We start from the raw sequence: 22,069 nt of genomic DNA, 5'->3' as shown, positions 1-22,069 counted from the left end.
CGCACGCTGAGTTGATGACCGTTTCCGCATGACCCTTCCCGTCCACAAGCTCGACGCCATCATGATGCGCCACGCGGTCATTACGGACCGCCTCGCCGCCACGGCCGACAGCGACACCATCGTCTCGCTGTCGCGCGAGCTCGCCGAACTCGACCCTGTCGTGGTCGCGCTGCGGGAGTACCGGTCCGCGCTCGAGGAGCGCGCCGGCGTCGAGGCGATGCTCTCCGATCCCGCCGTGGACGGAGACATGCGCGAACTCGCCGAGGCGGAGGCTGAGGCCGTGCAGGCGCGCTGCGGCGAGCTGGAGCGGCAGGTCCGGCTGATGCTGCTGCCGAGAGACGCCGCCGATGCGCGCGGCGCCATTCTCGAAGTTCGTGCCGGGACGGGCGGCGACGAGGCATCGCTCTTTGCGGGGGACCTCTTCCGCATGTACCAGCGTTACGCCGACTTGAAGCGCTGGAAGGTCGAGATCCTCTCGGAAAGCGAGGGGACCATGGGCGGCTACAAGGAGATCATCGCCGAGATCCAGGGCGAGGGCGTGTTCGCCCGGCTCAAGTTCGAGAGCGGCGTGCACCGGGTGCAGCGCGTGCCGGAAACCGAGGCCGGCGGGCGCATCCATACGTCCGCGGCCACCGTCGCCGTGCTGCCCATCGCCGCCGAGGTCGACGTCTCGATCGACGACAAGGACCTCAACATCGAGACGATGCGCGCCGGCGGCGCGGGCGGCCAGCACGTCAACAAGACCGAAAGCGCCATCCGTATCACCCACCTGCCCACCGGCATCGTCGTCATGATGCAGGAGGAGCGCTCACAGCATCGCAACCGCGCCAAGGCGATGGAACTGCTGCGCAGCCGCATCTTCGACCTCGAGCGGCAGAAGCGCGATCAGGCGAGGTCGGCCGAGCGGCGGTCGCAGGTGGGCAGCGGAGACCGGTCCGAGCGTATCCGGACCTACAATTTCCCGCAGGGCCGCGTCACCGATCATCGCATCAACCTGACCCTCTACAAGCTGCCCCAGGTCATGGACGGCCTTGCCCTGGACGAGATTGTCGACGCGCTCACCACCGAGCACCAGGCAGGGCTGCTGGCGGCAGAGGCATCCTGAGATGTCGGCGTATGCTGGCGGGAACGCCCTCTCCATCGAAGCCGGCACGACGCGGCTGGAGGCGCTGAAGCGGCTGGGCGAGGTGTTCCGCGAGGCCGGGATCGAGACGGCGCAGCGCGACGCGCGCCTGCTGCTGCTGGAAGCCGCGAAGCTGCAGCACACCGACCTCATCCGGTCGCCGCGCGAGGCGCTGGGGCCGGAGGCAGCTGCGCGGCTCGCGGGCCATGCCGCCCGCCGCCTCGCCACGCGCGAGCCGGTGGCGCGCATCCTGGGCGAATGGGAGTTCTGGAGCCTTCCCTTCACGCTGACGCCAGCGACCCTCGTGCCGCGCCCCGACAGTGAGACGGTGGTGGCCGCCGCACTCGTCGCCTTGGGGGCCCGCCGCAAGGCGAGCGACGGACTACGGATTCTGGATCTCGGCACCGGCTCGGGCTGCCTGCTCGTTGCCCTGCTGCACGAAATGCCCGGCGCGACCGGCGTCGGCGTCGATCTCTCCGCCGAAGCCGTCGAAGCCGCCCGCTTCAACGCCGCCCGCAACGGCGTCGCGGACCGGGCCGAGTTCGCGGTATCGGATTGGGAAAAGGCGGTGCAGGGCCGCTTTGATCTCGTCGTGTCCAATCCGCCCTACATCGCCGATCCCGTTCTGGAGGGGCTGGAACCCGAGGTCCGGGTGCACGATCCCAGGCTCGCCCTGTCGGGCGGGCCGGACGGACTTGCGGCCTACCGCGCCATCGCCGCCGCGCTCGGAGGGCTGCTTTTGCCGGGCGGCATCGCGGCCCTGGAGATCGGCGCGGACCAGGCGGCGAGCGTGACCGCCCTGCTGGAGCAGGCCGGCTTCACCGTGGAGGGGCCGTTTGCAGATTTCGGTAACCGTCCGCGGGCACTGGTTGCCCGTGCACGCCCTTGAACATGATGGAAAAACGCATCTGCGCCTCGGAAACCACTTGGTTTTCGGCAGCAGACGCACTAGGGTAATCGCATGAATCGTCGGCCAAGGCCGCGCGCGACAGCGCCGGTCCGGCCCGTAGAGATCGAAACCGTATGCCGGCAACGGCGTTGAGGTGAAGTTCTCCGGGACCTGGCTTTCGACCCTTCAGGGTCGGGCAACGGATTGACGATAGATTCCGGCAACGGTGACGTCCCGGCTTCGCGAAAGCGGCATGGTGGCGGCACGGCGGCGCATGGTATGGCCCGCCAGACGAGGAATGAGGGCTCGAACGCCTCGATCAACCTCCCGACTCACACAGCCCGGCGGCCTGTCCGGAGCCGCTGCGCATGTGCGCAGGCCAAACCCAAGCGAAGACGCGACGTGTCATGAAGGACCCTCGATGAGACCCCAGCATCAGAACAACAAGCGCATGCGCGGGCGTAACAGGAACGGCAAGGGTCCCAACCCGCTGTCCAGGACCTACGAGTCGAACGGTCCCGACGTAAAGATCCGCGGCACGGCGCAGCACATCGCCGAAAAGTACCTGCAGCTCGCACGCGACGCGCAGGCCTCCGGCGATCCGGTCACCGCGGAGAGCTACCTCCAGCACGCCGAGCATTATCTCCGGTTGATCGCGGCGGCGCACGAGCAGCTTCGCCAGGCGAACCCGTCCTATCGCCCCTACGATCCGAACGCCGACCTCGACCAGGACGACACGGACGAGGACGGCAACCCCTACATCAACGGCTCTCCCCAGCCCGACGTGCGGTTCCCGCAGGCGTCGATGATGGAGCCCGACGGCGAGTTCCAGCCCCGGCAGTTTCAGCCGCGCGAGCAGAACCAGCCGCGTGAACAGCGCGAGTATCAGCCTCGCGAGCAGCGTGACTACCAGCCTCGGGAGCAGCGCGACTTCCAGCCGAGGGGCGACCAGAGGGGCGAACGCGAGTTCCAGCCCAGGGGTGACCAGAGGGGCGAGCGCGAGTTTCAGCCGCGTGGCGACCAGAGGGGTGAACGCGAGTTCCAGCCGCGTGGCGACTTCCAGGGCCGTCGCGACGACCGGTTCGGCCGCCGTGGCCCGCGTCCCGACCAGCCGCGCTTCGACCGGCAGGATCGCCAGGACCGGCCGGCGGGCGAGCAGCCCGAGCGGCAGGAATTCCAGGACCGTCCCGAGCGTCAGGAGCAACGCGCCGAGCGTCAGGAGCGGCCTGAAAGGCAGGATCGTCCCGAGCGCCAGGATCGTCCGGAGCGCCAGGATCGCCCCGAGCGTCAGGATCGCCCCGAGCGTCAGGAACGCCCGCGCCGCGAGCGTGCTGAGCGTTCGGCGCCCGTGGCTGACGATGCCGCGCTCCCGGCCTTCATCACGGCTCCCGTGCGGGTGATTGCTCCCGAACCGGTCGCCGAGGCTCCCGCGTCTTCTCCCGTTGTCGAAGAGGCTGCCGGCGAGGAGTTTCCGGTGCGCGCACGCCGTCGGCGGACGCCCCGCGCCAAGGCCGAGGCCGCTCCGGCCGGTGTCGACGAGACCGCCGGCGATTGATCCGGTTTGCCCGCCTCCCGGCGGGATGTGAGATCGAAGGGCGGCCTCGTGGCCGCCTTTCTGCTTTCTGGCGGCCCGCGCAATCAGGCACCGCGATCGGCAGCGGCGGCGTTGACCTCGGCGGCTCCGCGGTTATGATCCGCGCCGCTGCCCCCAGGGGCATGCCCCTGTGGCGGAACTGGTAGACGCGCTCGACTCAAAATCGAGTTCCGCAAGGAGTGCTGGTTCGATCCCGGCCAGGGGCACCATTCCACAGCGTCGCTCTCGTCTGATCATTTCGCGTCATTCCCACGGACGGCGAAACGCAGACACCTGTATCGCGCCTCTGTTCCAGCTCGTTGCGCAACCCCCGATTGAGGGGGGTCCGGCCGACCCCTCCAAGTCTTTGGGCCTTGCCCCATGACGCTAGGGTCGTCGCCGAACCGCAAGTCCGGAGACGACACCATGCCCCGCATTGCCTCGGCCACGCCCTCGCCGTCGCTCCTCACGCCGCGCGACCATGCCCTGCTGATGATCGACTTCCAGTCGCAGATGTCGTTTGCGACGAAGTCGATCGACCCCGTGCTCCTGCGCAACAATGCGGCGCTGGTGGCCCGTGCCGCCGCCGGCTTCGGCGTTCCCGCCATTCTCACGACGGTGGCCGAGAAGTCCTTCTCCGGCCCCATGTACGACGAGATCACCTCCGCCTTTCCGAAGGATCCGCTGCTCGACCGCACCTCCATGAACACCTGGGAGGACGTGCACGTGATCGAGAAGGTCAACGCGATCGGCAAGGACAGGGTGGTGATGTGCGGGCTGTGGACGTCCGTTTGCATCGTCGGGCCCGCGCTGTCGGCCATGTCCCAGGGCTTCGAGGTCTACGTCATCGGCGACGCCTGCGGGGACGTGTCGGAAGAGGCGCATGAGCGCGCCATGGACCGCATGGTGCAGGCCGGGGCGCGGCCGATGACCTCGCTCCAGTACCTCCTCGAGCTGCAGCGCGACTGGGCGCGTGGCGATACCTACGAGCTGACGACGGGTATCGCGAAGGTCTGGGGCGGCGCCTACGGGCTCGGCATCACCTATGCCAAGAGCATGTTCAACGCCCACGAAGGCTGAGCGGCGGAGGTGGACGTGAAGCTCTACCTCGCCTCTCTCGGGGCAGGCCTGCTCGTCGGGGTGGTCTACGCGATGCTTCAGGTACGCTCGCCCGCGCCGCCCGTCGTGGCGCTCGTCGGCCTGCTCGGCATCCTCGTGGGCGAGCAGATCCCGCCACTGGCGAAGGCGCTGTGGACGCGCGATCCCGCCGCCTTCGGCTGGATGAGCCATATCCGGCCGCATGTCTTCGGCGCGCTGCCTCGCGGCGGGGACGCAGCCCTGGCCGAGGGTGGAGCGCCGGCTTCCGGGCTTCGTCCGCCTGCTCCTGCCGCCACCAGAGCCATGCCGTCCAGCGATGGAGAACCGGGATGACTGCGCCGAATGCACCCGACCTGATCCTGCGCAACGGCCGCTTCACGACGCTCGACCGCGCCAATCCGCAGGCCGAGGCCGTATCGATATCCGATGGCGTGTTCACGGCCGTGGGCTCCGAGCGCGAGGTGAGGGCGCTTGCCGGTCCGTCGACCCGCGTCATCGATCTCCGGGGCCGCCGCGTGCTCCCGGGGCTCATCGACAACCACCTGCACATCATCCGCGGCGGCCTGAACTTCAACATGGAGTTGCGCTGGGACGGGGTGCCCTCCCTCGCGGACGCCATGGCCATGCTGAAGCGGCAGGTGGCCGTTACGCCGCCCCCGCAATGGGTGCGGGTCGTCGGCGGCTTCACCGAGCACCAGTTCGCCGAGAAGCGCCTGCCGACGCTGGAGGAGATCAACGCCGTCGCGCCCGACACGCCGGTCTTCATCCTGCACCTCTACGACCGCGCGCTGCTGAACGGGGCGGCGCTGCGGGCCGTCGGATACACGCGGGATACGCCCGAGCCGCCGGGCGGGCAGATCCTGCGCGATGGCGCCGGCAACCCCACGGGGCTCCTGCTGGCCAAGCCCAATGCCGCGATCCTCTACGCCACTCTCGCGAAGGGGCCGAAGCTGCCCTTCGAGTACCAGCTCAACTCGACGCGCCATTTCATGCGCGAGCTGAACAGGCTCGGCGTCACCGGCGCGATCGATGCGGGCGGCGGCTTCCAGAATTACCCCGACGACTATGCAGTCATCCAGCGCCTCGCCGACGAGGGCCAGCTCACCATCCGGCTGGCCTACAATCTCTTCACGCAGAAGCCGAAGGCGGAGAAGGACGACTTCCTCAACTGGACCCGGACCTCCGCCTACAAGCAGGGAACCGACTATTTCCGCCACAACGGCGCGGGCGAGATGCTCGTCTTCTCCGCTGCCGACTTCGAAGACTTTCGCCAGCCCCGGCCGGACATGCCGGCTGAGATGGAGGACGACCTCGAGGGAGTGGTGCGCATCCTGGCCGAGAACCGCTGGCCATGGCGGATGCACGCCACCTATGACGAGACGATCTCGCGCGCCCTGGACGTGTTCGAGGAGGTCGACCGGGATATCCCGCTCGAAGGCCTGAACTGGTTCTTCGACCACGCCGAGACCATCTCCGAGCGCTCCATCGACCGCGTCGCGGCGCTGGGCGGCGGCGTCGCCGTGCAGCACCGCATGGCCTACCAGGGCGAGGATTTCGTCGAGCGCTACGGCCATGCCGCGGCGGAGGCGACGCCGCCCGTCACGCGCATGCTCGAGAAAGGTGTCCACGTCTCCGCCGGCACCGATGCGACGCGGGTCGCGTCCTACAATCCCTGGGTCTCGCTGGCGTGGCTCGTCACGGGGCGAACGGTCGGCGGCCTCGGCCTCTATCCGCGCCGCAACTGCCTCGACCGCGAGACGGCGCTGCGGATGTGGACGGAGAACGTCACCTGGTTTTCCAACGAGGAAGGGCTGAAGGGCCGCATCGCGACGGGCCAATTCGCCGACCTCGTGGTGCCCAGCGCGGACTTCCTTTCGTGCCCGGAGGACGAGATGGCGCATCTCAGCTCCGACCTGACGATGGTGGGAGGCAGGATCGTGTGGGCTTCCGGCGACTTCGTCGCTCACGACGAGGGTGAGGTGCCGCCGGCCATGCCGGACTGGTCGCCGGTGCGAAGGTTCGGCGGCTACGGGGCCTGGGCAGAACAGGAGGGCGCAGAGCGCCAAACGCTGCGCCGCATGTCAGCGGCCGCGTGTTCCTGCGGGACGTCGTGCGGCGTGCACGGCCACGATCATGCAAGGGCGTGGTCCGGCCGGGCACCCGTCGAAGACCTGCGCTCGTTCTGGGGTGCGCTCGGATGCGCATGCTGGGCCGTCTGAGATGGTGGCCCGTCATCCGCTGCTCTCGCGCCTCGCCTTGCTGGCCCTGTGCTCGGCCTACATCCAGGGGCCACTGACGAAGCTCGCCGACTGGCCCGGCGCGCAGGCCGAGATGCTGCATTTCGGCCTGCGTCCGCCCGGTCCCGTCGCAGCTGGCGTGATCGTGTTCGAACTCGCGGCCTCGCTGATGGTTGTCACCGGCGTACGACGCCGCCCCGCGGCGCTGGCGCTCGCCGTGTTCACGATGGCGGCCACCCTGATCGCGCTGCGCTTCTGGACCATGCCGGCCGGCCCGGACCGGGCCATGGCGACCAACGCATTCTTCGAGCACCTGGGCCTCGCAGGCGCCTTCGTCTTCGTGGCGCTCCAGGGGCCAGCTTTCCCCCGGCAGGAGTGACCGCATGAGCCACGAGACCGACAGACCCCCCCTTCGCCTGAGCCGGCGCGAGACCCTGGCCGCGGCCGCGGCGATCGTCCCCGCAACGATGCTCGCCCCGGGCCACCTCGTCTCCGAGGTCCTCGCGGCCACCCCCGCCTCCAAGCCCCCGAAAGGAGATCACCACATGACCAGCACCGTGAAGACCAAGGATGGCGTCGAGATTTTCTACAAGGACTGGGGCCCAAGGGATGCCCAGCCGATCATGTTCCACCATGGCTGGCCGCTCTCCTCGGACGACTGGGACACGCAGATGCTGTTCTTTCTCCAGAACGGCTTCCGCGTCGTGGCGCACGACCGGCGCGGTCATGGCCGCTCGCAGCAGGTCTCGGAAGGCCATGACATGGACCACTACGCTGCCGACGCGTTCGCGGTGGCCGAGCACCTCGACCTCAGGAACGCCGTCCATATCGGTCATTCGACGGGCGGCGGCGAGGTGGCGCGCTATGTCGCGAAGCACGGGCAGCCGGCCGGGCGTGTCGCCAAGGCGGTGCTCGTCAGCGCCGTCCCGCCGCTGATGCTGAAGACGGAGGCCAATCCCGAGGGGCTGCCTCTTGAGGTGTTCGACGGCTTTCGCAAGGCCACGGCGGAAAACCGCGCCCAGTTCTTCCTCGACGTGCCCACGGGCCCCTTCTACGGCTTCAACCGCGAGGGCGCGAAGGTGATGCCGGGGGTCATCCAGAACTGGTGGCGGCAGGGCATGATGGGCAGCGCCAAGGCCCATTACGACGGCGTCAAGGCCTTCTCCGAGACCGACCAGACGAAGGATCTGGAGACCATCACCGTTCCGACGCTGGTCATGCACGGTGACGACGACCAGATCGTGCCGATCGCCGATTCCGCGCTCAAGTCCGTCAAGCTGCTCAAGAACGGCACGCTGAAGGTCTACAAGGGCTATCCGCACGGAATGCTGACAACGGAGGCCGCGACGCTCAATCCGGACCTGCTCGCCTTCATCAAGGGCAAGGCCTGATCCAGGGGGCGCCGCGACGCGCGGCGCCCTCCGCCTCCTGCACGATCCGCATCCAGACCGGGGCAATCGCCATGTCCGCCAGTGCCGCCGCAACTTCCGGTGCCACAGCGCACCGCATGCCCGGCGTCGTGCTGCCGGTGGCGCTGGCCTTCACGGCAGGCTTCGTCGACACCTGCGGCTTCATCGCCCTGTTCGGACTGTTCACGGCGCACGTCACCGGCAACTTCGTGCTGATCGGGGCCGAGCTGGTCGGCCCGTCCCAGGGCATCCTCACCAAGCTCTTGGCCCTGCCCACCTTCGTCGCAGCCGTTGCCGCGACCCGGCTCGCGGTGGCGGCGATGGAGGCGTCTGGCCGCGCTCCGTTGCGCCCGCTGCTCGTGGCCCAGGGGCTGCTCCTTCTCGCCTTCATGGTGGCGGGGATCGCCATCACGCCGCCGCGCCAGCCGGACGGGTGGCCGGAACTCCTCACGGGTCTCCTCGGCGTCACCGCGATGGCGATCCAGAACGCCAAGGCCCGCCTGCTGCTGTCGACCTCCACGCCATCGACCGTGATGACGGGCAACGTGACGCAGCTCGTCATCGATCTCGTCGATCTCTCCCGACCCGTTGCTCCGGAGGTGCGCACACAGGCCGCGTCGCGCGCCGGCAAGATGGCGCCCGCCGTGGCGGCTTTCGCGGCGGGAGCAATCGCCGGCGCCTTCGGCTATGCGGCGCTGGGCTTCGCCTGCCTCGCGGTTCCTGTCGTGGTCGTACTGGCACTCGCGGCGTTTGCGCGCCGGACATAGCGGCCGTGCCCACCATTTCGCTCGCCACCGTTCTCGTCTCGGCGTTCGTCAGCGTGGTGACGGGCTATATCGGCTCGCTCCTGAACCTGAGCCGGCAGAGGCGGACGGAAAGGCGCGTATACGGGCTCGCTTTGCTGGCCGAGATCAAGTCCATCCAGCGCGGCCTGCTGCGCTACAAGGCGCGGATCGACATGTACTCGGGAGGGGCACCGGAGCTCTCCGGCCGCCTGCGGCACGAGCTCTCGCTGTGGCGAAGGGACCTTTCGGTCTACGCCAACAATTCCGGACGCATCGGCCTCTTCTCGGTCCGCACCGCGATCGAGCTCATCGAGTTCTACCATCGCATCCGCTGGCTCGATGGGCGGATCGGGGAGCTCGGGGACAAGGACCTCTGCACTCCCGAGCTGTTTGAGCAATGGGTGGAGGATCATCGCGAGACGCTGCGCCGGGCCAGGCTGCATGGCCGCTATCTCAGCCGCCTGCTGCGCCAGGAAGTGCCTGCCACTTGGCCTGAGATCGCTGCGGCCATCCGCGCCGGCCGCCTTCGCGGCAGACGCTTCCGCCCTGTCAGGCGGGCGCCCATCTAGCCGGCTCAGGCGGTCGCGGCCTCCAGCCGGTCACGGATCTGCAGGAGGGCTTTCTGAATGGCCTCGCGCTGCTCGGCCGTTTCGCCGATGGCCTCTGCGATGGCCGTATTGACCTGCGGCACCCGGGCAGCGGCCTCGCGACCTTTGGCGGTGAGGTCCACAGTGACCACCCGCTCGTCTTCCGCACTGCGGGTCCGCGACACGAAACCGCTCTTCTCCAGACGCTTCAGCATCGGCGTCAGCGTGCTCGTCTCCAGCTTGAGCCGTTCGGCGAGCCTGGAGACGGGCTGCGGCCCCTCGTGCCAGAGCACGACCAGCACGAGGTATTGCGGGTAGGTGAGCCCCAGCTCGTCGAGCAGCGGGCGATAGAGCCGGTTGAACATGTGCGCGGTGGAATACACCGCGAAGCAGAAGTGCTGGTCGAGGTCGAGCATGGTCGTTTCCGGGCGCGCAGGACGGGCCGGCCATCCAGTCCGTTCGCCCTCGTACCACGAAGATTGACTGGTTCCAAATATATCGTGCAATAGTAATTTATCTGCCAACAAGTGGGGTGTTCGTGGTGGCGTTCGATCTGCGGCGAGCTGGGCGGCCCATGGGAGCGGTCGTCGGACTGCTGGCTGGTCTCGTGCTCGCCGCCGCAGCCCCTGTCCGCTCGGCCGAGTTTCGGACCGCCAGCATCGCGCCGCAGACCGTCGTGCTCCCCGTCGCGAGGGCGGCCGACATCCGGTTCCGGCGCACCAGGCTGGAGCAGGGGCTTTCCCAGACCCGGGTCGCCCAAATCGTGCAGGACAACAGGGGCTTCCTCTGGTTCGGCACGCAACACGGCCTGAACCGCTTTGATGGCCGCGACTACCGTCTTTTCAAGCATGAGGCCGGGCAGGACGGCACCCTGAGCGGGGTGTTCATCTACGCGCTGTTCAAGGCCCGCGATGGCGCGCTGTGGGTGGGGAGCGACCAGGGGCTGGACGTCTTCGACGCGGAAACGGAGACGTTCCGGCACGTCCGGGTCGACACAGACAACCCGGTCGTCAACCACATCAGCCAGGACGAAGCTGGGCTCCTCTGGCTTGCGACGGTTCAGGGGCTCTACCGCCTCGACCCTCGCACCGGCGAGACGCGGCGGTTCGTACACAATCCCGCCGATCCCCGAAGCCTCGGCAGCAACGACATCAAGTCGTCCGGCCTCGACCATCAGGGTGGCTTTTGGGTGGCGACAGGGGAGGGCCTCGAGGCCTTTGACCGCGCGGCCGGGGGCGTGACCCTACGTGTTCCCCTCCGGGAGAGCGTGCGTGAGTTCTCGTTCCACGAGGATCGCGCCGGCGTGTTCTGGCTCGTCTACGGCTCCGGCAACGGCCTTGCGCAGTATGATCGGGCTACCAACACGCTGACGCGCTACGCCGTGCAAGGCGGGCAGGAAGGCGGATCGGGCCTGACCGGAATCTACGCCATCCTCGAGGACCATGCCGGCACGATCTGGCTGGGCACGATGGGCGAGGGGCTGCTGCGCTTCGACAGGCAGCGGAACGCCTTCACGGCCTACCGCCACGATCCCGGCAATGTCGAGACGCTGGCCGAAAACCGGGTCATCGCGCTGTTCGAGGATACGCAGCAGAATATCTGGGTCGGCCTCCACGCCAGTCCGCCCAACAGCTTTCCGGCAGTGCAGCTGCCTTTCGAGCGCGTGGTCACGCCGGTCGCGGATCCCAAGGCCGTGGGCGAGACGCTGGTCAACACGGTCTTCACCGCCTCGGACGGGACGCTCTGGGTCGGCGCCGGAGGAGCGCTCGGACGGATCGACCGCCGCACCGGCGAGACCAGGGCGCAGGTGCTCCCCAGCGGCGGACCGGTGGAGGTGCTGGCCATCGCCGAACACCCGACGGGCGTCCTGTGGGCGGGCACGCTCGGGCAGGGCCTCCTGAGGCTCGACCTCGAAACCGGCGCCTTCACCGGCTACCGGCACGACAATGCAGACCGGTCTTCACTCGGAAGCGACATCGTCACCCGCGTCTTCGTCGACCCGGAGGGCACGATGTGGCTCGCGACCTGGAACGGGCTGAACCGGTTCGACCCCGCTTCCGGCCGAACGGAAACCTTCAAGCGCAACCCTGAAAGCGCGGCGGAAGGATATTTTTCAATCGCCCGGGATCCGTCAGGCGACCTCTGGCTCGGCAGCACCTCCGGGCTCTGGCGGTTCTCTCCGGCCGCAGGGACCTTCAAGGGCTACACGCACGATCCCACGAGACCCGGCACCCTCAGCAACAACACGGTCAACACGGTGCTCGTCGATGCTGCAGGCCGGGTCTGGGTCGGCACGCAGAACGGCCTCAATCTGTTCGATCGGGAACGCGGGACCTTTCGCGTGCTGGGCAAGGGTGACGGACTGCCCGGCGACGTGGTGAGCTGTCTCCTGGAGGAGGCGGAGGGCGTTCTCTGGATGAGCACCAACAACGGCATCGCTCGGCTGGACCTCGCGTCGAACGCGTTCAGTTCCTTCTCCGTCGCGGACGGCCTGCCCGGCAACGATCTCAGCGGCTGGAACGCCTGCCACCGGGCCGCGTCGGGGGAGATGGTCTTCGGCGGCTTCGCCGGGGCTGTTTCCTTCCGGCCCGAGCAGGCGGCACAGGCCGAAGTCGAGCCTCATCTCGGGATCACCGACGTCCGGCTCGCCGGTGTGCCAGTGGACGCGTCGGACCGGCGCAGGGGGCCGCCCGACGGGCTTCCCCGTCTCGATGTGCCGAGCGACCGCAACGAGTTCGCGATCGCCTATGCAGCCTTGTGCTTTCGCAATCCGGAAGGCGTGCGGTACCGCTACAAGCTCGCCGGCTTTGACCCCGGCTGGCGTGAGGTGGGGAGCGATCGCCGCGTCGCGAGCTACACCGCGGTGCCTGCGGGCACATATCGCTTCGAGGTCCAGGCCCGCACCGGGCGCAGCAATTGGACGGAACCCGGCGAGGCGATGACCGTCACCGTGATGCCGCCCTGGTGGGCTCTGTGGTGGGTAAGGGCCGCCGCCCTGGCCCTCCTCGCCGCGGCGGCGGCGGGCGCCTACAGGGTGCGTTTGGCGCAACTCGACCGGCAATACGCGATACGCCTCGAGGAGCGGGTGGCCGAGCGCACACGCATCGCGCGGGACGTGCACGATTCCCTCCTGCAGGGCTTCCAGGGCCTGATCCTCAGGCTGCAGGCGATCCGCAACGCCCTTCCGGCACGGCCGGTGGCAGCGGCCGAGATGCTCGACGGAGCGCTCGACAGGGCAGACGCGGCTGTCGCGGAAGGCCGGGACAAGGTGGGTGCCCTGCGTTCCAATGCAGGCCTGGAACTCGAGCTTCCCGACGCCCTCGCCCTGCTTCCCGAGGAACTCGACGGGTCCGGCCGCACCCGACCGGCTTTCGAACTCGTGATCGAGGGCCAGCCACGCCATGTTGGCGCGCTCGTGGGCGACGAAATATATCAGGTTGCGCGCGAAGCGGTTCGCAACGCGGCACGGCATTCGGGGTCTAGCCGCATCGAGGTCGAGTTGTCGTACGGGCGCAAGAGCCTGGTCGTCAGGGTCCGCGACGCCGGCGTCGGAATGGACGCGGCGACGGCGGCCGGGGGGCGCCAGGGCCACTGGGGATTGCAGGGCATGCGGGAGCGCGTGGAGAGGATCGGCGGCGATCTCGCCGTATGGAGCCAGCCGGGCGCGGGTACTGAGATCGAGCTCTCCATCCCCGCTGCGACCGCCTATTCCCGCGGCGAGATCTCTCCGGATCATGGAAGCGGGAGGGCCTGACGCATGGCAGCGCCGATAACCGTGCTGGTGGTGGACGACCACCCGCTCATGCGCGACGGGATCGCGGCCCTGCTGTCGCAGGAGCCGGATCTCGACCTCGTCGGCGAGGCGGCGGACGGCGAGCAGGCCGTCGCGATGCATCGCGCCCTGCGCCCCCACGTGACGCTGATGGACCTGCAGATGCCGCGGACGGGGGGACTGGACGCGCTGGAAGCCATCCGCGCCGAGGCGCCCGGCGCGCGCATCGTCGTGCTGACGACCTATGCGGGCGAAGCGCTTGCCCGGCGCGCGCTGAAGGCCGGGGCCCAGGCCTATCTGCTGAAGAGCGCGGTGCGGAAGGACCTCACCGATACCATCCGCGCTGTCCATCGCGGGCAGATCCGCGTCTCGCCCGACGTCGCATCCGCGATGGCCAGCACCCTCGGGGCCGAGGATCTGACCGGGCGCGAGCTGCAGGTACTCGACCTCGTCGCGGCCGGAAACTCGAACAAGAGCGTCGCCCTGCGCCTCGGCCTCTCCGGCGAGACCGTGAAGGGTCACGTCAAGAACATCCTGGGCAAGCTCGGCGCGCGTGACCGTACGCATGCCGTGTCGCTCGGAATCGCCCGCGGGCTGATCTCGCCACGCGACCCCTCCTGACCCGGCACACCCCCTCTTTCGGGGTGTGTGGGACGCCTGCAGAAGCGCTAGCCTCGCGGGCGAGGTGACGCGTGCAACGCCTGTTTTCGACGTTTCCCGGCTCCTGGCCAGGGCTCGGACTGCTTCTTCTCCGGCTCACGATCGGCTTCGCCTGCCTCGCAGGGCTCGCCGACCGGTTCGGCTCCGCCGGGCTGTCGGAGGCAGCGGCCGGCTTGCCTGCCCTGGTGCTGCTGGCGTGCGTGGCCGCGGGTCTCGCCACGCCCGTCGTGTGCCCCATGCTGGTCCTCGCCCTTTTCGTCGCCGGCCGCGGGCTCTCCGTCTCGTCCTGGGTGATACTGGCAGGCGGCAGCCTCAGCCTGATGCTGCTCGGCCCCGGGGCATGGTCTCTCGATGCCTGGCTCTACGGCCGCAAGCGGATCCGCTTCGACGCGGAATGATCGCGGCCGTGGAAGACGCCGCTCAGTCGTCCTTCCTCGCCACGGCAAGCATGCTGCGGATGCCGGCGCGCAGCTGGATCACGTCGTTCCCCAGCGCGGTCAGGTCGAAGCCCTTGCGGCGCATGTCGCGGGCGCGCTCGGCGGTCATGGCGAAGGAGCAGGCGGCCTTTCCGTGCGCGCGGCAGCGGGCCACGACGTGGTCGAGCGCCTTGTCGACGTCGGGGTGGTCGGCATTGACGAGCTGGCCGTTGGACAGTGCGATGCAGAGGTCGGACGGTCCCACGAAGACACCATCGATCCCCTCGACGGCCAGAATGTCGTCGAGCGCCGCCAGGCTCTCGCGCGTCTCGACCATGGCGATGGCGCGCACCAGCCCGTTCGCCTGGCTGAGATAGTCGCCCGGAACGAGGCCGGAATAGCCGAGCGCGAGGTGCGGTCCCCAGCTGCGTGCGCCGATAGGCGGAAACTTGGTGAACTCGACGAGCATCTTGGCATCCTCGACCGAGTTGACCATCGGGGCGATGATGCCGGATGCGCCGGCGTCGAGCAGCCGCGAGGCCGTCTGGAACTCGCCGACGGGGATCCGCGCCAGGGCCGGCTTGCCGGCCAGCAGGATCTGGCCGATGCCCTGCACTGCGGCGGCGAGATCCACCATGCCGTGCTGCATGTCCATGGTGACGGCGTCGAGGTCCTCGCGCGCCGCAAGCCCGGCAAGCAGGGGATCGGGCAGTCCCACCCAGCCGGTAAACAGGCCGGAGCCGCCCCCGAGCTTCTTCGAAAGGGCGGAATAGGCGGGCATTGACGACATGGCGGGCTCCCTGGCGCGACGGCGCTGCGGAATCAGGCGCCGCTGCCGGTCACACTAGGACAAGCGGGGCGGGATGTGCATCCCGCACCGCGCAGGCCCGCCTGTCGTCAACCGGCCGTCTTGAGCTCCTGGACCGCCCTGCCGAGCAGTTCGTCCATGGTGCCGCGGATCTGGCTCTCGCTGATCGGCACGCCGGCGGCGTCGAAGTCTCCCTTGACCTTGCGGAAGACGTCCTCGTCCCCGGCCTCCTCGAAGTCCGAGAGCACGACGGCCTTGGCGTAGTCCTGCGCGTCCTGGCCGGTCTTGCCGAGCTTTTCCGCCGCCCACAGGCCGAGCAGCTTGTTGCGCCGGGCCATCGCCTTGAAGCGGGTCTCCTCGTCATGCGCGAACTTGCGCTCGAAGCCTTCTTCGCGCTTGTCGAAGGTCGTCATCGTGTGTCTCTCCCTGTGGCGGTGCTCCGGCACCGATATAGGTGGGCCTTTCGCCGACTTCCATGGGGGCCCCTGCCGGTGGCCGAGCGGATGGGGTGGGACCTCACCATCATGTTGCGCTTGCAATACGGGGCGGGGGTCCGCATATACCGCCCGGGCCGAGCGACGGCCCCGGGTCGCGGGCGTTCTACGGGAGGCGTCGTTGTACTCGCAGCACCGATCGGCTAGGTTGCCAGCGCGGTCGGAAGCCGGGTCGGACCCGAAACCCACGCATCGCCCGCAGTGAGCCGCGGACGTTCTCCCAGCGGAGCCACGGCCGTTTCATGGATTTCCTCAAGACACGGTACACGCCGATGAACCGCCGCCGCCGGATATACGAGGGCAAGGCCAAGGTCCTCTACGAGGGTCCGGAGCCTGGCACGCTCATCCAGCACTTCAAGGACGACGCCACGGCCTTCAATGCCAAGAAGCATGAAGTGATCGACGGCAAGGGCGTCCTGAACAACCGGATCTCGGAGTACATCTTCCAGCACCTCAACGACATCGGGGTGCCGACGCATTTCATCCGCCGGCTGAACATGCGCGAGCAGCTCATCCGGGAGGTCGAGATCATCCCGCTCGAGGTGGTGGTGCGCAACGTCGCCGCCGGCTCGCTGGCGACGCGGCTCGGCATCGAGGAGGGCACGCAGCTGCCCCGCTCGATCATCGAGTTCTACTACAAGAACGACGCGCTCAACGACCCGATGGTGTCGGAAGAGCACATCACGGCGTTCGGCTGGGCGACGCCGCAGGAGATCGACGACATCATGGCGCTCGCCATACGTGTCAACGACTTCCTGTCCGGCCTCTTCCTCGGTGTCGGCATCCGCCTTGTCGACTTCAAGATGGAGTGCGGCCGGCTGTGGGAAGGCGACATGATGCGCATCGTCGTCGCCGACGAGATCAGCCCCGATTCGTGCCGGCTGTGGGACATCAAGTCCAACGACAAGCTGGACAAGGACCGTTTCCGCCGCGACCTCGGCGGCCTCGTGGAGGCCTATACCGAGGTGGCCCGCCGGCTCGGTATCATCACCGAGAACGAGCGTATCGGCGCGCCGGGGCCGAAGCTGGTTCAGTGAGAGACGGGCGGGCCCTCGCAAGGGCTCGCCGCGCCAGACGGGTAGGCCGGCCATGGCCCGCCCGCCCGGAACGAACGCGCATACCCTAGCGAGAGCGCTGTAGTCCCAATGTACTGCTGTCGCCGGGGGATGGCGGGACGCGGCCGCAAGTGGAAGCGGCAAGTCTATGCCGCGCTTCCCTCGCTCCGCCACTACGTCCTGATCTCGCCGAAGCGGCTCGACGTGACTGTGTTCAGCCGCGAGCGCGATTTCGGGGAGGATCGGCTCACCGATCCCTCGGCGGTGGTGGAACTGGCTGACCTCGGGGTTGCCATGCCCCTCGCGAGCCTCTATCGCGATACTGGCCTCGTCTGACGCGGCCGCAGCCCGGCAGCGAGGACAGAAACGATGAAGGCCCGCGTCACCGTCACCCTGAAGACCGGCGTGCTCGACCCGCAGGGCAAGGCCATCGAGGGAGCGCTGCGCTCGCTCGGCATCGAGGGCGTCGGCTCGGTCCGCCAGGGCAAGATCTTCGACATCGAGCTCGACGGCGTCGACCGCGACGCGGCGGACGGCGTGTTGAAGGCGGCCTGCGAGAAGCTGCTCGCCAATACGGTGATCGAGAATTACTCCGTCCACCTCGAGTGACGCGGCGCGGCCCCGCCAGCTGGCGCCTGACATCCCGGAAGGACTGACATGAAGACAGCCATCGTCGTCTTCCCCGGCTCCAACCGCGAGCGCGACGCGGCGCGCGCCGTGCGCGAGACCTCCGGCCACGAGCCCGACCTCGTTTGGCATGCGGACACGGAGCTGCCGGCCGGGACCGATCTGGTGATCCTGCCCGGCGGCTTCAGCTATGGCGACTACCTGCGCTGCGGGGCCATCGCCGGGCGTGCCCGCGTCATGGAAGCAGTGCGCGCGCATGCCGCGCGGGGCGGCCTCGTCCTCGGCATCTGCAATGGCTTCCAGATCCTGGTGGAGAGCGGGCTGTTGCCCGGCGTGCTGATGCGCAATGCCGGCCTGCGCTTTGTCTGCCGCATGCAGCATCTGAAAGTCTGCCGCGACGATACGGCCTTCACGCACCGCTACAGGGAAGGGCAGGTCATCAAGGTCGCCATCGCCCATGGCGAGGGCAACTATGTGGCCGATGCCGAGACCGTCGCCCGGATTGAAGGCGAGGGCCGTGTCGCATTCCGGTATTGCGATGCACAGGGCGAGACCGGTGGTGCCGGAGACCCGAACGGATCCGTCAACGCCATCGCCGGGATCTATTCCGAGCGGTTCAACGTGCTGGGCATGATGCCCCATCCGGAGAACCTCGTGGAGGACCTCGTCGGCGGCACGGACGGGCGTGGCCTCTTCGAGAGCCTCGCGACAAAGGGCCTCGTCGTCGCCTGACGCACGACATTGCCAGGGCTGAGAAAAGAAGAGAGCGGGCCTGACGGGGCCCGCTCTCTCGCTATCCGGCGAGGATTGCGTGTTCGGCTTACGAGGTCAGGCGGATGGCCGCGATCTCGTCGGCGATCTTCTGGAAGACGCTGGTGAGCTGCGAGGCGCTGGTCACGTCGTAGTACATGCCCGTGTTTGTCGCGCAGTTGCGCAGCAGCGTCTGGTTGCCGTTGATGACGCGGATCGTATAGAGCCGGATGTTCTTGGCCGGCAGCTTGATCTCGTTGCACGCGGCGGTCGTCCGGGTGTCGATCTGCGTCTGGTTGGTGGTCCAGCGGTTCTGCGTGTTGTCGCCGTCCGTCAGCATGATCATGAACTTTTCGACGCCGTCAGTGCCGTAGGCAGCACCGCCGGTCAGCGGATCGGCCGCGCTCAACGCCGCCAGACCCCAGGAGAGGCCGATGGTGACGTTGGTGTTGCCGCCCGCCACCATGCCGTCGATAGCCGTGCGCAACGCGTCATAGTCCTCGCTGAGCGGCCGGATCGTGGCCAGCGTGCCCGCGGCGCAATTGACGGCCGGGAAGAGAGCCGCGCCGGTGTCCGTCACGTCGCTCGGCTGGTCGCGGTCGGTGACGCAGCCATTCCAGGTGTTCTTGTTGACGCCGTAGGTGGCGAAGTCGAGCCAGCTGGCATTCTTGTTGGACGTGTCGAGGCGAACCTGCGTGGTGAAGGGCACGATACCGATCTTGACGGCGCCCGGCTCCTTGGCGACGCCCTGCAGCGTGGTGATGAGGTTCTTGGCGGCCTTCTTCAGCTCGACGAGCTTGCTGGCGGAGGCCATGGAGCCAGTGTTGTCGAGGACGAGCGCGACCTCGATCTTGCGGGTACCCCAGGCCGACGCGCTGCCGGCCTTCACGTCCATGCTGGGCACGCCGACGAGCTTCATCAGGGTCGCGGGCACGGCGCCTGCGACCGAGATCGTGACCGTCTTGTTTCCCTTCACGACCGAAAGGCCGGTTCTGGAGAAGCCCATGCCGTCGCCCTGCCCGCCGAGGAGGGCGTCGAAGATGATGGCGCCCTTGGCCTCGAGCTCCGCCTGGGTGAGGTTTGCCGCCTCCTTCGCCAGTGCCAAAGCCGTGGCGTCCGACGCAGACTGCAGCTTGGAGCGCACGCTCACCAGCCGGCTGTAATCGATGGCCCCGCCCGCAAAGACGATCAGGGGGATGATGAGCAGGCTGACGAGCACCGAAAAGGAGCCGCGCTTGTCGCTGAAGAAACGTGTCAAAGTGGTCATGCCCGGGCCTCGCCGCGTGTGGACGCAGGACATGTTTCAAATACGAGGCCAACTACAACTAAGGGTTGAAGATACTGAAACGCGAGCATTCAAGGTGAATCGTGTCTCAGCGCGGGACGAGGTCCAATTCCCTGTGCCGCGGCGGGACGAGGGACGGCAGCCACCCTTGCGCACGCTCCTGCAGTGTGCGAAGCGCGGCTGGCGCAGGGCGGGCAGGCGCTCCCCCGAGTTACGAGCCAACGACCGACGGAGACCGGCGTGATCCCCAACGCCATCGCGATCACCCCCGAACTCGTGGCCCAGCACGGCCTGAAGCCGGACGAGTACCAGCGCATCCTCGATTTGATCGGGCGCGAGCCGAGCATCACGGAGCTCGGCATCTTTTCGGCGATGTGGAACGAGCACTGCTCGTACAAATCCTCCCGCCTGCACCTGCGCACGCTGCCGACAAAGGCGCCCTGGGTGATCCAGGGTCCCGGCGAGAACGCCGGCGTCATCGACATCGGCGACGGGCTCGCCTGCGTCTTCAAGATGGAAAGCCACAACCATCCCAGCTTCATCGAGCCCTACCAGGGCGCGACGACAGGCGTCGGCGGCATCCTGCGCGACGTGTTCACCATGGGCGCCCGGCCCATCGCATGCCTCAACGCGCTCCGTTTCGGCGATCCCTCCCATCCCCGCACGCGCCACCTCGTGGCCGGCGTGGTGGCGGGCATCGGCGGCTATGGAAACTCGTTCGGCGTTCCCACGGTGGGCGGCCAGACCGGCTTCCACACGCGCTACGACGGCAACATCCTCGTCAATGCCATGGCGGTGGGGATCGCCAAGGCCGACGAGATCTTCTACGCGGCGGCGGCGGGCGTCGGAAACCCGATCGTCTATCTCGGCTCCAAGACGGGCCGGGACGGGATCCACGGCGCCACCATGGCATCGGCCGAATTCGATGATGCCTCGCAGGAGAAGCGCCCGACCGTGCAGGTGGGTGATCCCTTCGCCGAGAAGCTGCTCCTCGAGGCCTGCCTCGAGCTGATGAAGACAGGCTCGGTCATCGCGATCCAGGACATGGGTGCTGCCGGCCTCACCTGCTCCGCGGTGGAGATGGGGGCCAAGGGCGACCTCGGCGTCGAGCTCGATCTCGACAAGGTGCCCTGCCGCGAGCCCGGCATGACCGCCTACGAGATGATGCTGTCGGAGAGCCAGGAGCGCATGCTCATGGTGCTCGATCCCGAGAAGGAGGCGCAGGCCGAGGCGATCTTCCGCAAGTGGGGTCTCGACTTCGCCGTCATCGGCAAGACGACGGATACGCTCCGCTTCGTCGTGAAGCACCATGGGCAGGTGATGGCGGACTTGCCGATCAAGGAACTCGGCGACGAGGCGCCCCTCTACGATCGCCCGCATCTCGCCAACACTCACCAGCCGGTGATTGCACCGGGCGCCATCGACCCGCCCGTCGGGCATCGCGAGGCGCTCCTCAGGCTGATCGGCAGCCCCGATCTCTGCTCCAAGCGGTGGGTCTGGGAGCAGTACGACCATCTGATCCTCGGCAACACGGTCCAGTCTCCGGGAGGCGACGCCGCGATCGTGCGCGTGCTGGACGGGCCGAAGGGCCTTGCCCTCACCAGCGACGTGACGCCGCGCTATTGCGAGGCGGATCCCGTGGAAGGAGGCAAGCAGGCGGTGGCGGAGGCCTGGCGCAACATCACCGCTGTCGGCGGCCTGCCCCTGGCGATCACGGACAATCTGAATTTCGGCAACCCCGAGCGCCCGGAGGCGATGGGGCAGTTCGTCGGCTGCATCCGTGGTATCGGCGAGGCGTGCCGGGCCCTGGACTTCCCCGTCGTGTCCGGCAACGTGTCGCTCTACAACGAGACCAACGGTCGCGGCATCCTGCCGACGCCGACCATCGGCGGCGTGGGCCTTCTCGACGACGTGACCGTTCATGCCTCGATCGGCTTCAAGGTCGAGGGCGAAGCGGTGCTCGTCATCGGCGCGACGTCGGGTTGGATGGGCCAGTCGCAATACCTGAAGGACGTGGCCAGCCGGGAGGAGGGGGCCCCGCCGCCGGTCGATCTCGCCGTCGAGCGCCGCAACGGCGATTTTGTGCGCGGCCTCATCCGCGCCGGCCGGCTGAAGACGGTCCATGACGTGTCGGATGGCGGCATCGCCGTCGCGCTGGCCGAGATGGCGATGGCCGGCGGTGTCGGCATTGCTCTGGACGGCATGGACGTGCCCGGCGCACATCGCGGCATCGCAGGGGACGTGCCGAGCCATGCCTTCCTCTTCGGCGAGGACCAGGCCCGCTACATCGTGGCGCTGCCCTATGCCGGCGTCGCCGCCCTTCAAAAAGAGGCGGCGGAGGCAGGTGTGCCGACATGGCATCTGGGCGTTACCGGCGGTGACGCGTTGAAGCTGCCGGGAGAAGACCCCATAACCATCGCGGAACTGCGCTCGGCCCATGAGGGCTGGCTACCCGGCTACATGGCCGGACCCGATGCCATCGTCGCGCCCTGAGGAGACAC

Annotated in this window: 22 protein-coding genes and 1 tRNA gene; 19 read left to right on the top strand and 4 right to left on the bottom strand. The window is 68.2% G+C overall.

The features are described from left to right. Nucleotides 1-28 precede the first annotated feature (28 nt). From prfA to AC5JCN_RS25825, 11 genes are all read left to right on the top strand, one after another. A complete protein-coding gene (gene prfA, locus AC5JCN_RS25875; RefSeq protein ID WP_495758025.1) occupies nucleotides 29-1,105 on the top strand; it encodes a peptide chain release factor 1 in 1,077 nt (358 codons plus the stop codon). 1 nt (nucleotide 1,106) lies between these two features. Then, nucleotides 1,107-2,012, top strand: a complete 906-nt coding sequence (prmC, locus tag AC5JCN_RS25870) for a peptide chain release factor N(5)-glutamine methyltransferase (RefSeq protein WP_495758024.1) — start codon at nucleotides 1,107-1,109, stop codon at nucleotides 2,010-2,012. 421 nt (nucleotides 2,013-2,433) lie between these two features. After that, nucleotides 2,434-3,567 (top strand): DUF4167 domain-containing protein, encoded by a 1,134-nt coding sequence (locus tag AC5JCN_RS25865; RefSeq protein WP_495758023.1) that lies wholly within the window; start codon nucleotides 2,434-2,436, stop codon nucleotides 3,565-3,567. A 163-nt stretch (nucleotides 3,568-3,730) separates the two neighbouring features. Beyond that, nucleotides 3,731-3,815, top strand: a tRNA-Leu gene (locus AC5JCN_RS25860). 196 nt (nucleotides 3,816-4,011) lie between these two features. Then, nucleotides 4,012-4,665: a hydrolase gene (locus AC5JCN_RS25855; RefSeq protein WP_495758022.1), complete on the top strand. Its 654-nt coding sequence runs from the start codon at nucleotides 4,012-4,014 to the stop codon at nucleotides 4,663-4,665. 15 nt (nucleotides 4,666-4,680) lie between these two features. Next, nucleotides 4,681-5,016 carry a XapX domain-containing protein gene (locus AC5JCN_RS25850; RefSeq protein WP_495758021.1) on the top strand — a complete coding sequence of 112 codons (336 nt, stop codon included), beginning with the start codon at nucleotides 4,681-4,683 and terminating at the stop codon, nucleotides 5,014-5,016. Next, a complete protein-coding gene (locus AC5JCN_RS25845; protein WP_495758020.1) occupies nucleotides 5,013-6,902 on the top strand; it encodes an amidohydrolase in 1,890 nt (629 codons plus the stop codon). The genes AC5JCN_RS25850 and AC5JCN_RS25845 overlap by 4 nt, the downstream gene beginning before the upstream one ends. A gap of 1 nt (nucleotide 6,903) precedes the next feature. After that, nucleotides 6,904-7,299 (top strand): DoxX family protein, encoded by a 396-nt coding sequence (locus AC5JCN_RS25840; protein WP_495758019.1) that lies wholly within the window; start codon nucleotides 6,904-6,906, stop codon nucleotides 7,297-7,299. Between the two features lie 166 nt (nucleotides 7,300-7,465). Further along, nucleotides 7,466-8,311: an alpha/beta fold hydrolase gene (locus tag AC5JCN_RS25835; RefSeq protein ID WP_495758131.1), complete on the top strand. Its 846-nt coding sequence runs from the start codon at nucleotides 7,466-7,468 to the stop codon at nucleotides 8,309-8,311. A gap of 71 nt (nucleotides 8,312-8,382) precedes the next feature. Continuing rightward, nucleotides 8,383-9,096, top strand: a complete 714-nt coding sequence (locus AC5JCN_RS25830; protein WP_495758018.1) for a YoaK family protein — start codon at nucleotides 8,383-8,385, stop codon at nucleotides 9,094-9,096. 5 nt (nucleotides 9,097-9,101) lie between these two features. Further along, nucleotides 9,102-9,683, top strand: coding sequence for a hypothetical protein (locus AC5JCN_RS25825; protein ID WP_495758017.1), 582 nt, complete (start codon nucleotides 9,102-9,104; stop codon nucleotides 9,681-9,683). Between the two features lie 5 nt (nucleotides 9,684-9,688). Here the strand turns inward: AC5JCN_RS25825 and AC5JCN_RS25820 are convergent, their stop codons facing one another. Continuing rightward, a complete protein-coding gene (locus tag AC5JCN_RS25820; RefSeq protein ID WP_495758016.1) occupies nucleotides 9,689-10,117 on the bottom strand; it encodes a MarR family winged helix-turn-helix transcriptional regulator in 429 nt (142 codons plus the stop codon). A gap of 158 nt (nucleotides 10,118-10,275) precedes the next feature. On the opposite strand from AC5JCN_RS25820, the gene AC5JCN_RS25815 reads away from it, so the two are divergent. The 3 genes from AC5JCN_RS25815 (at nucleotide 10,276) to AC5JCN_RS25805 (ending at nucleotide 14,531) form a co-directional block, all read left to right on the top strand. Then, nucleotides 10,276-13,455 carry a sensor histidine kinase gene (locus tag AC5JCN_RS25815; protein ID WP_495758015.1) on the top strand — a complete coding sequence of 1,060 codons (3,180 nt, stop codon included), beginning with the start codon at nucleotides 10,276-10,278 and terminating at the stop codon, nucleotides 13,453-13,455. 3 nt (nucleotides 13,456-13,458) lie between these two features. After that, entirely contained in the window at nucleotides 13,459-14,094 is a 636-nt protein-coding gene (locus AC5JCN_RS25810) for a response regulator (RefSeq protein WP_495758014.1), read from the top strand. A gap of 71 nt (nucleotides 14,095-14,165) precedes the next feature. Continuing rightward, nucleotides 14,166-14,531 (top strand): hypothetical protein, encoded by a 366-nt coding sequence (locus AC5JCN_RS25805; RefSeq protein WP_495758013.1) that lies wholly within the window; start codon nucleotides 14,166-14,168, stop codon nucleotides 14,529-14,531. Nucleotides 14,532-14,553: 22 nt separating this feature from the next. Here AC5JCN_RS25805 and AC5JCN_RS25800 read toward each other — a convergent pair whose 3' ends face one another. Continuing rightward, entirely contained in the window at nucleotides 14,554-15,339 is a 786-nt protein-coding gene (locus tag AC5JCN_RS25800; protein WP_495758012.1) for an HpcH/HpaI aldolase family protein, read from the bottom strand. A gap of 107 nt (nucleotides 15,340-15,446) precedes the next feature. Beyond that, nucleotides 15,447-15,770 carry a DUF1476 domain-containing protein gene (locus tag AC5JCN_RS25795; protein WP_495758011.1) on the bottom strand — a complete coding sequence of 108 codons (324 nt, stop codon included), beginning with the start codon at nucleotides 15,768-15,770 and terminating at the stop codon, nucleotides 15,447-15,449. A gap of 323 nt (nucleotides 15,771-16,093) precedes the next feature. Between AC5JCN_RS25795 and purC the strand changes: the two genes are divergently transcribed. The 4 genes from purC (at nucleotide 16,094) to purQ (ending at nucleotide 18,265) form a co-directional block, all read left to right on the top strand. Beyond that, the gene (purC, locus tag AC5JCN_RS25790; protein WP_495758010.1) at nucleotides 16,094-16,888 is read left to right on the top strand and encodes a phosphoribosylaminoimidazolesuccinocarboxamide synthase; all 795 of its coding nucleotides are present in this window, start codon (nucleotides 16,094-16,096) and stop codon (nucleotides 16,886-16,888) included. A 129-nt stretch (nucleotides 16,889-17,017) separates the two neighbouring features. Continuing rightward, complete coding sequence (locus AC5JCN_RS25785; protein WP_495758009.1) at nucleotides 17,018-17,242, top strand: hypothetical protein; 225 nt, start codon at nucleotides 17,018-17,020, stop codon at nucleotides 17,240-17,242. A gap of 33 nt (nucleotides 17,243-17,275) precedes the next feature. Next, complete coding sequence (gene purS / locus AC5JCN_RS25780; protein WP_495758008.1) at nucleotides 17,276-17,515, top strand: phosphoribosylformylglycinamidine synthase subunit PurS; 240 nt, start codon at nucleotides 17,276-17,278, stop codon at nucleotides 17,513-17,515. Nucleotides 17,516-17,563: 48 nt separating this feature from the next. Then, complete coding sequence (gene purQ, locus AC5JCN_RS25775) at nucleotides 17,564-18,265, top strand: phosphoribosylformylglycinamidine synthase subunit PurQ (protein ID WP_495758007.1); 702 nt, start codon at nucleotides 17,564-17,566, stop codon at nucleotides 18,263-18,265. Between the two features lie 88 nt (nucleotides 18,266-18,353). On the opposite strand, the gene AC5JCN_RS25770 is transcribed toward purQ, so the two are convergent. Next, nucleotides 18,354-19,550 (bottom strand): vWA domain-containing protein, encoded by a 1,197-nt coding sequence (locus AC5JCN_RS25770; RefSeq protein ID WP_495758006.1) that lies wholly within the window; start codon nucleotides 19,548-19,550, stop codon nucleotides 18,354-18,356. A gap of 258 nt (nucleotides 19,551-19,808) precedes the next feature. Between AC5JCN_RS25770 and purL the strand changes: the two genes are divergently transcribed. Then, nucleotides 19,809-22,061 (top strand): phosphoribosylformylglycinamidine synthase subunit PurL, encoded by a 2,253-nt coding sequence (gene purL / locus AC5JCN_RS25765; RefSeq protein ID WP_495758005.1) that lies wholly within the window; start codon nucleotides 19,809-19,811, stop codon nucleotides 22,059-22,061. Nucleotides 22,062-22,069: the final 8 nt, after the last annotated feature.

The organism is Alsobacter sp., from assembly GCF_059501845.1.
The sequence above is the reverse complement of the archived record's forward strand: the minus strand, read 5'-3'. Positions and strand labels throughout refer to the sequence as shown.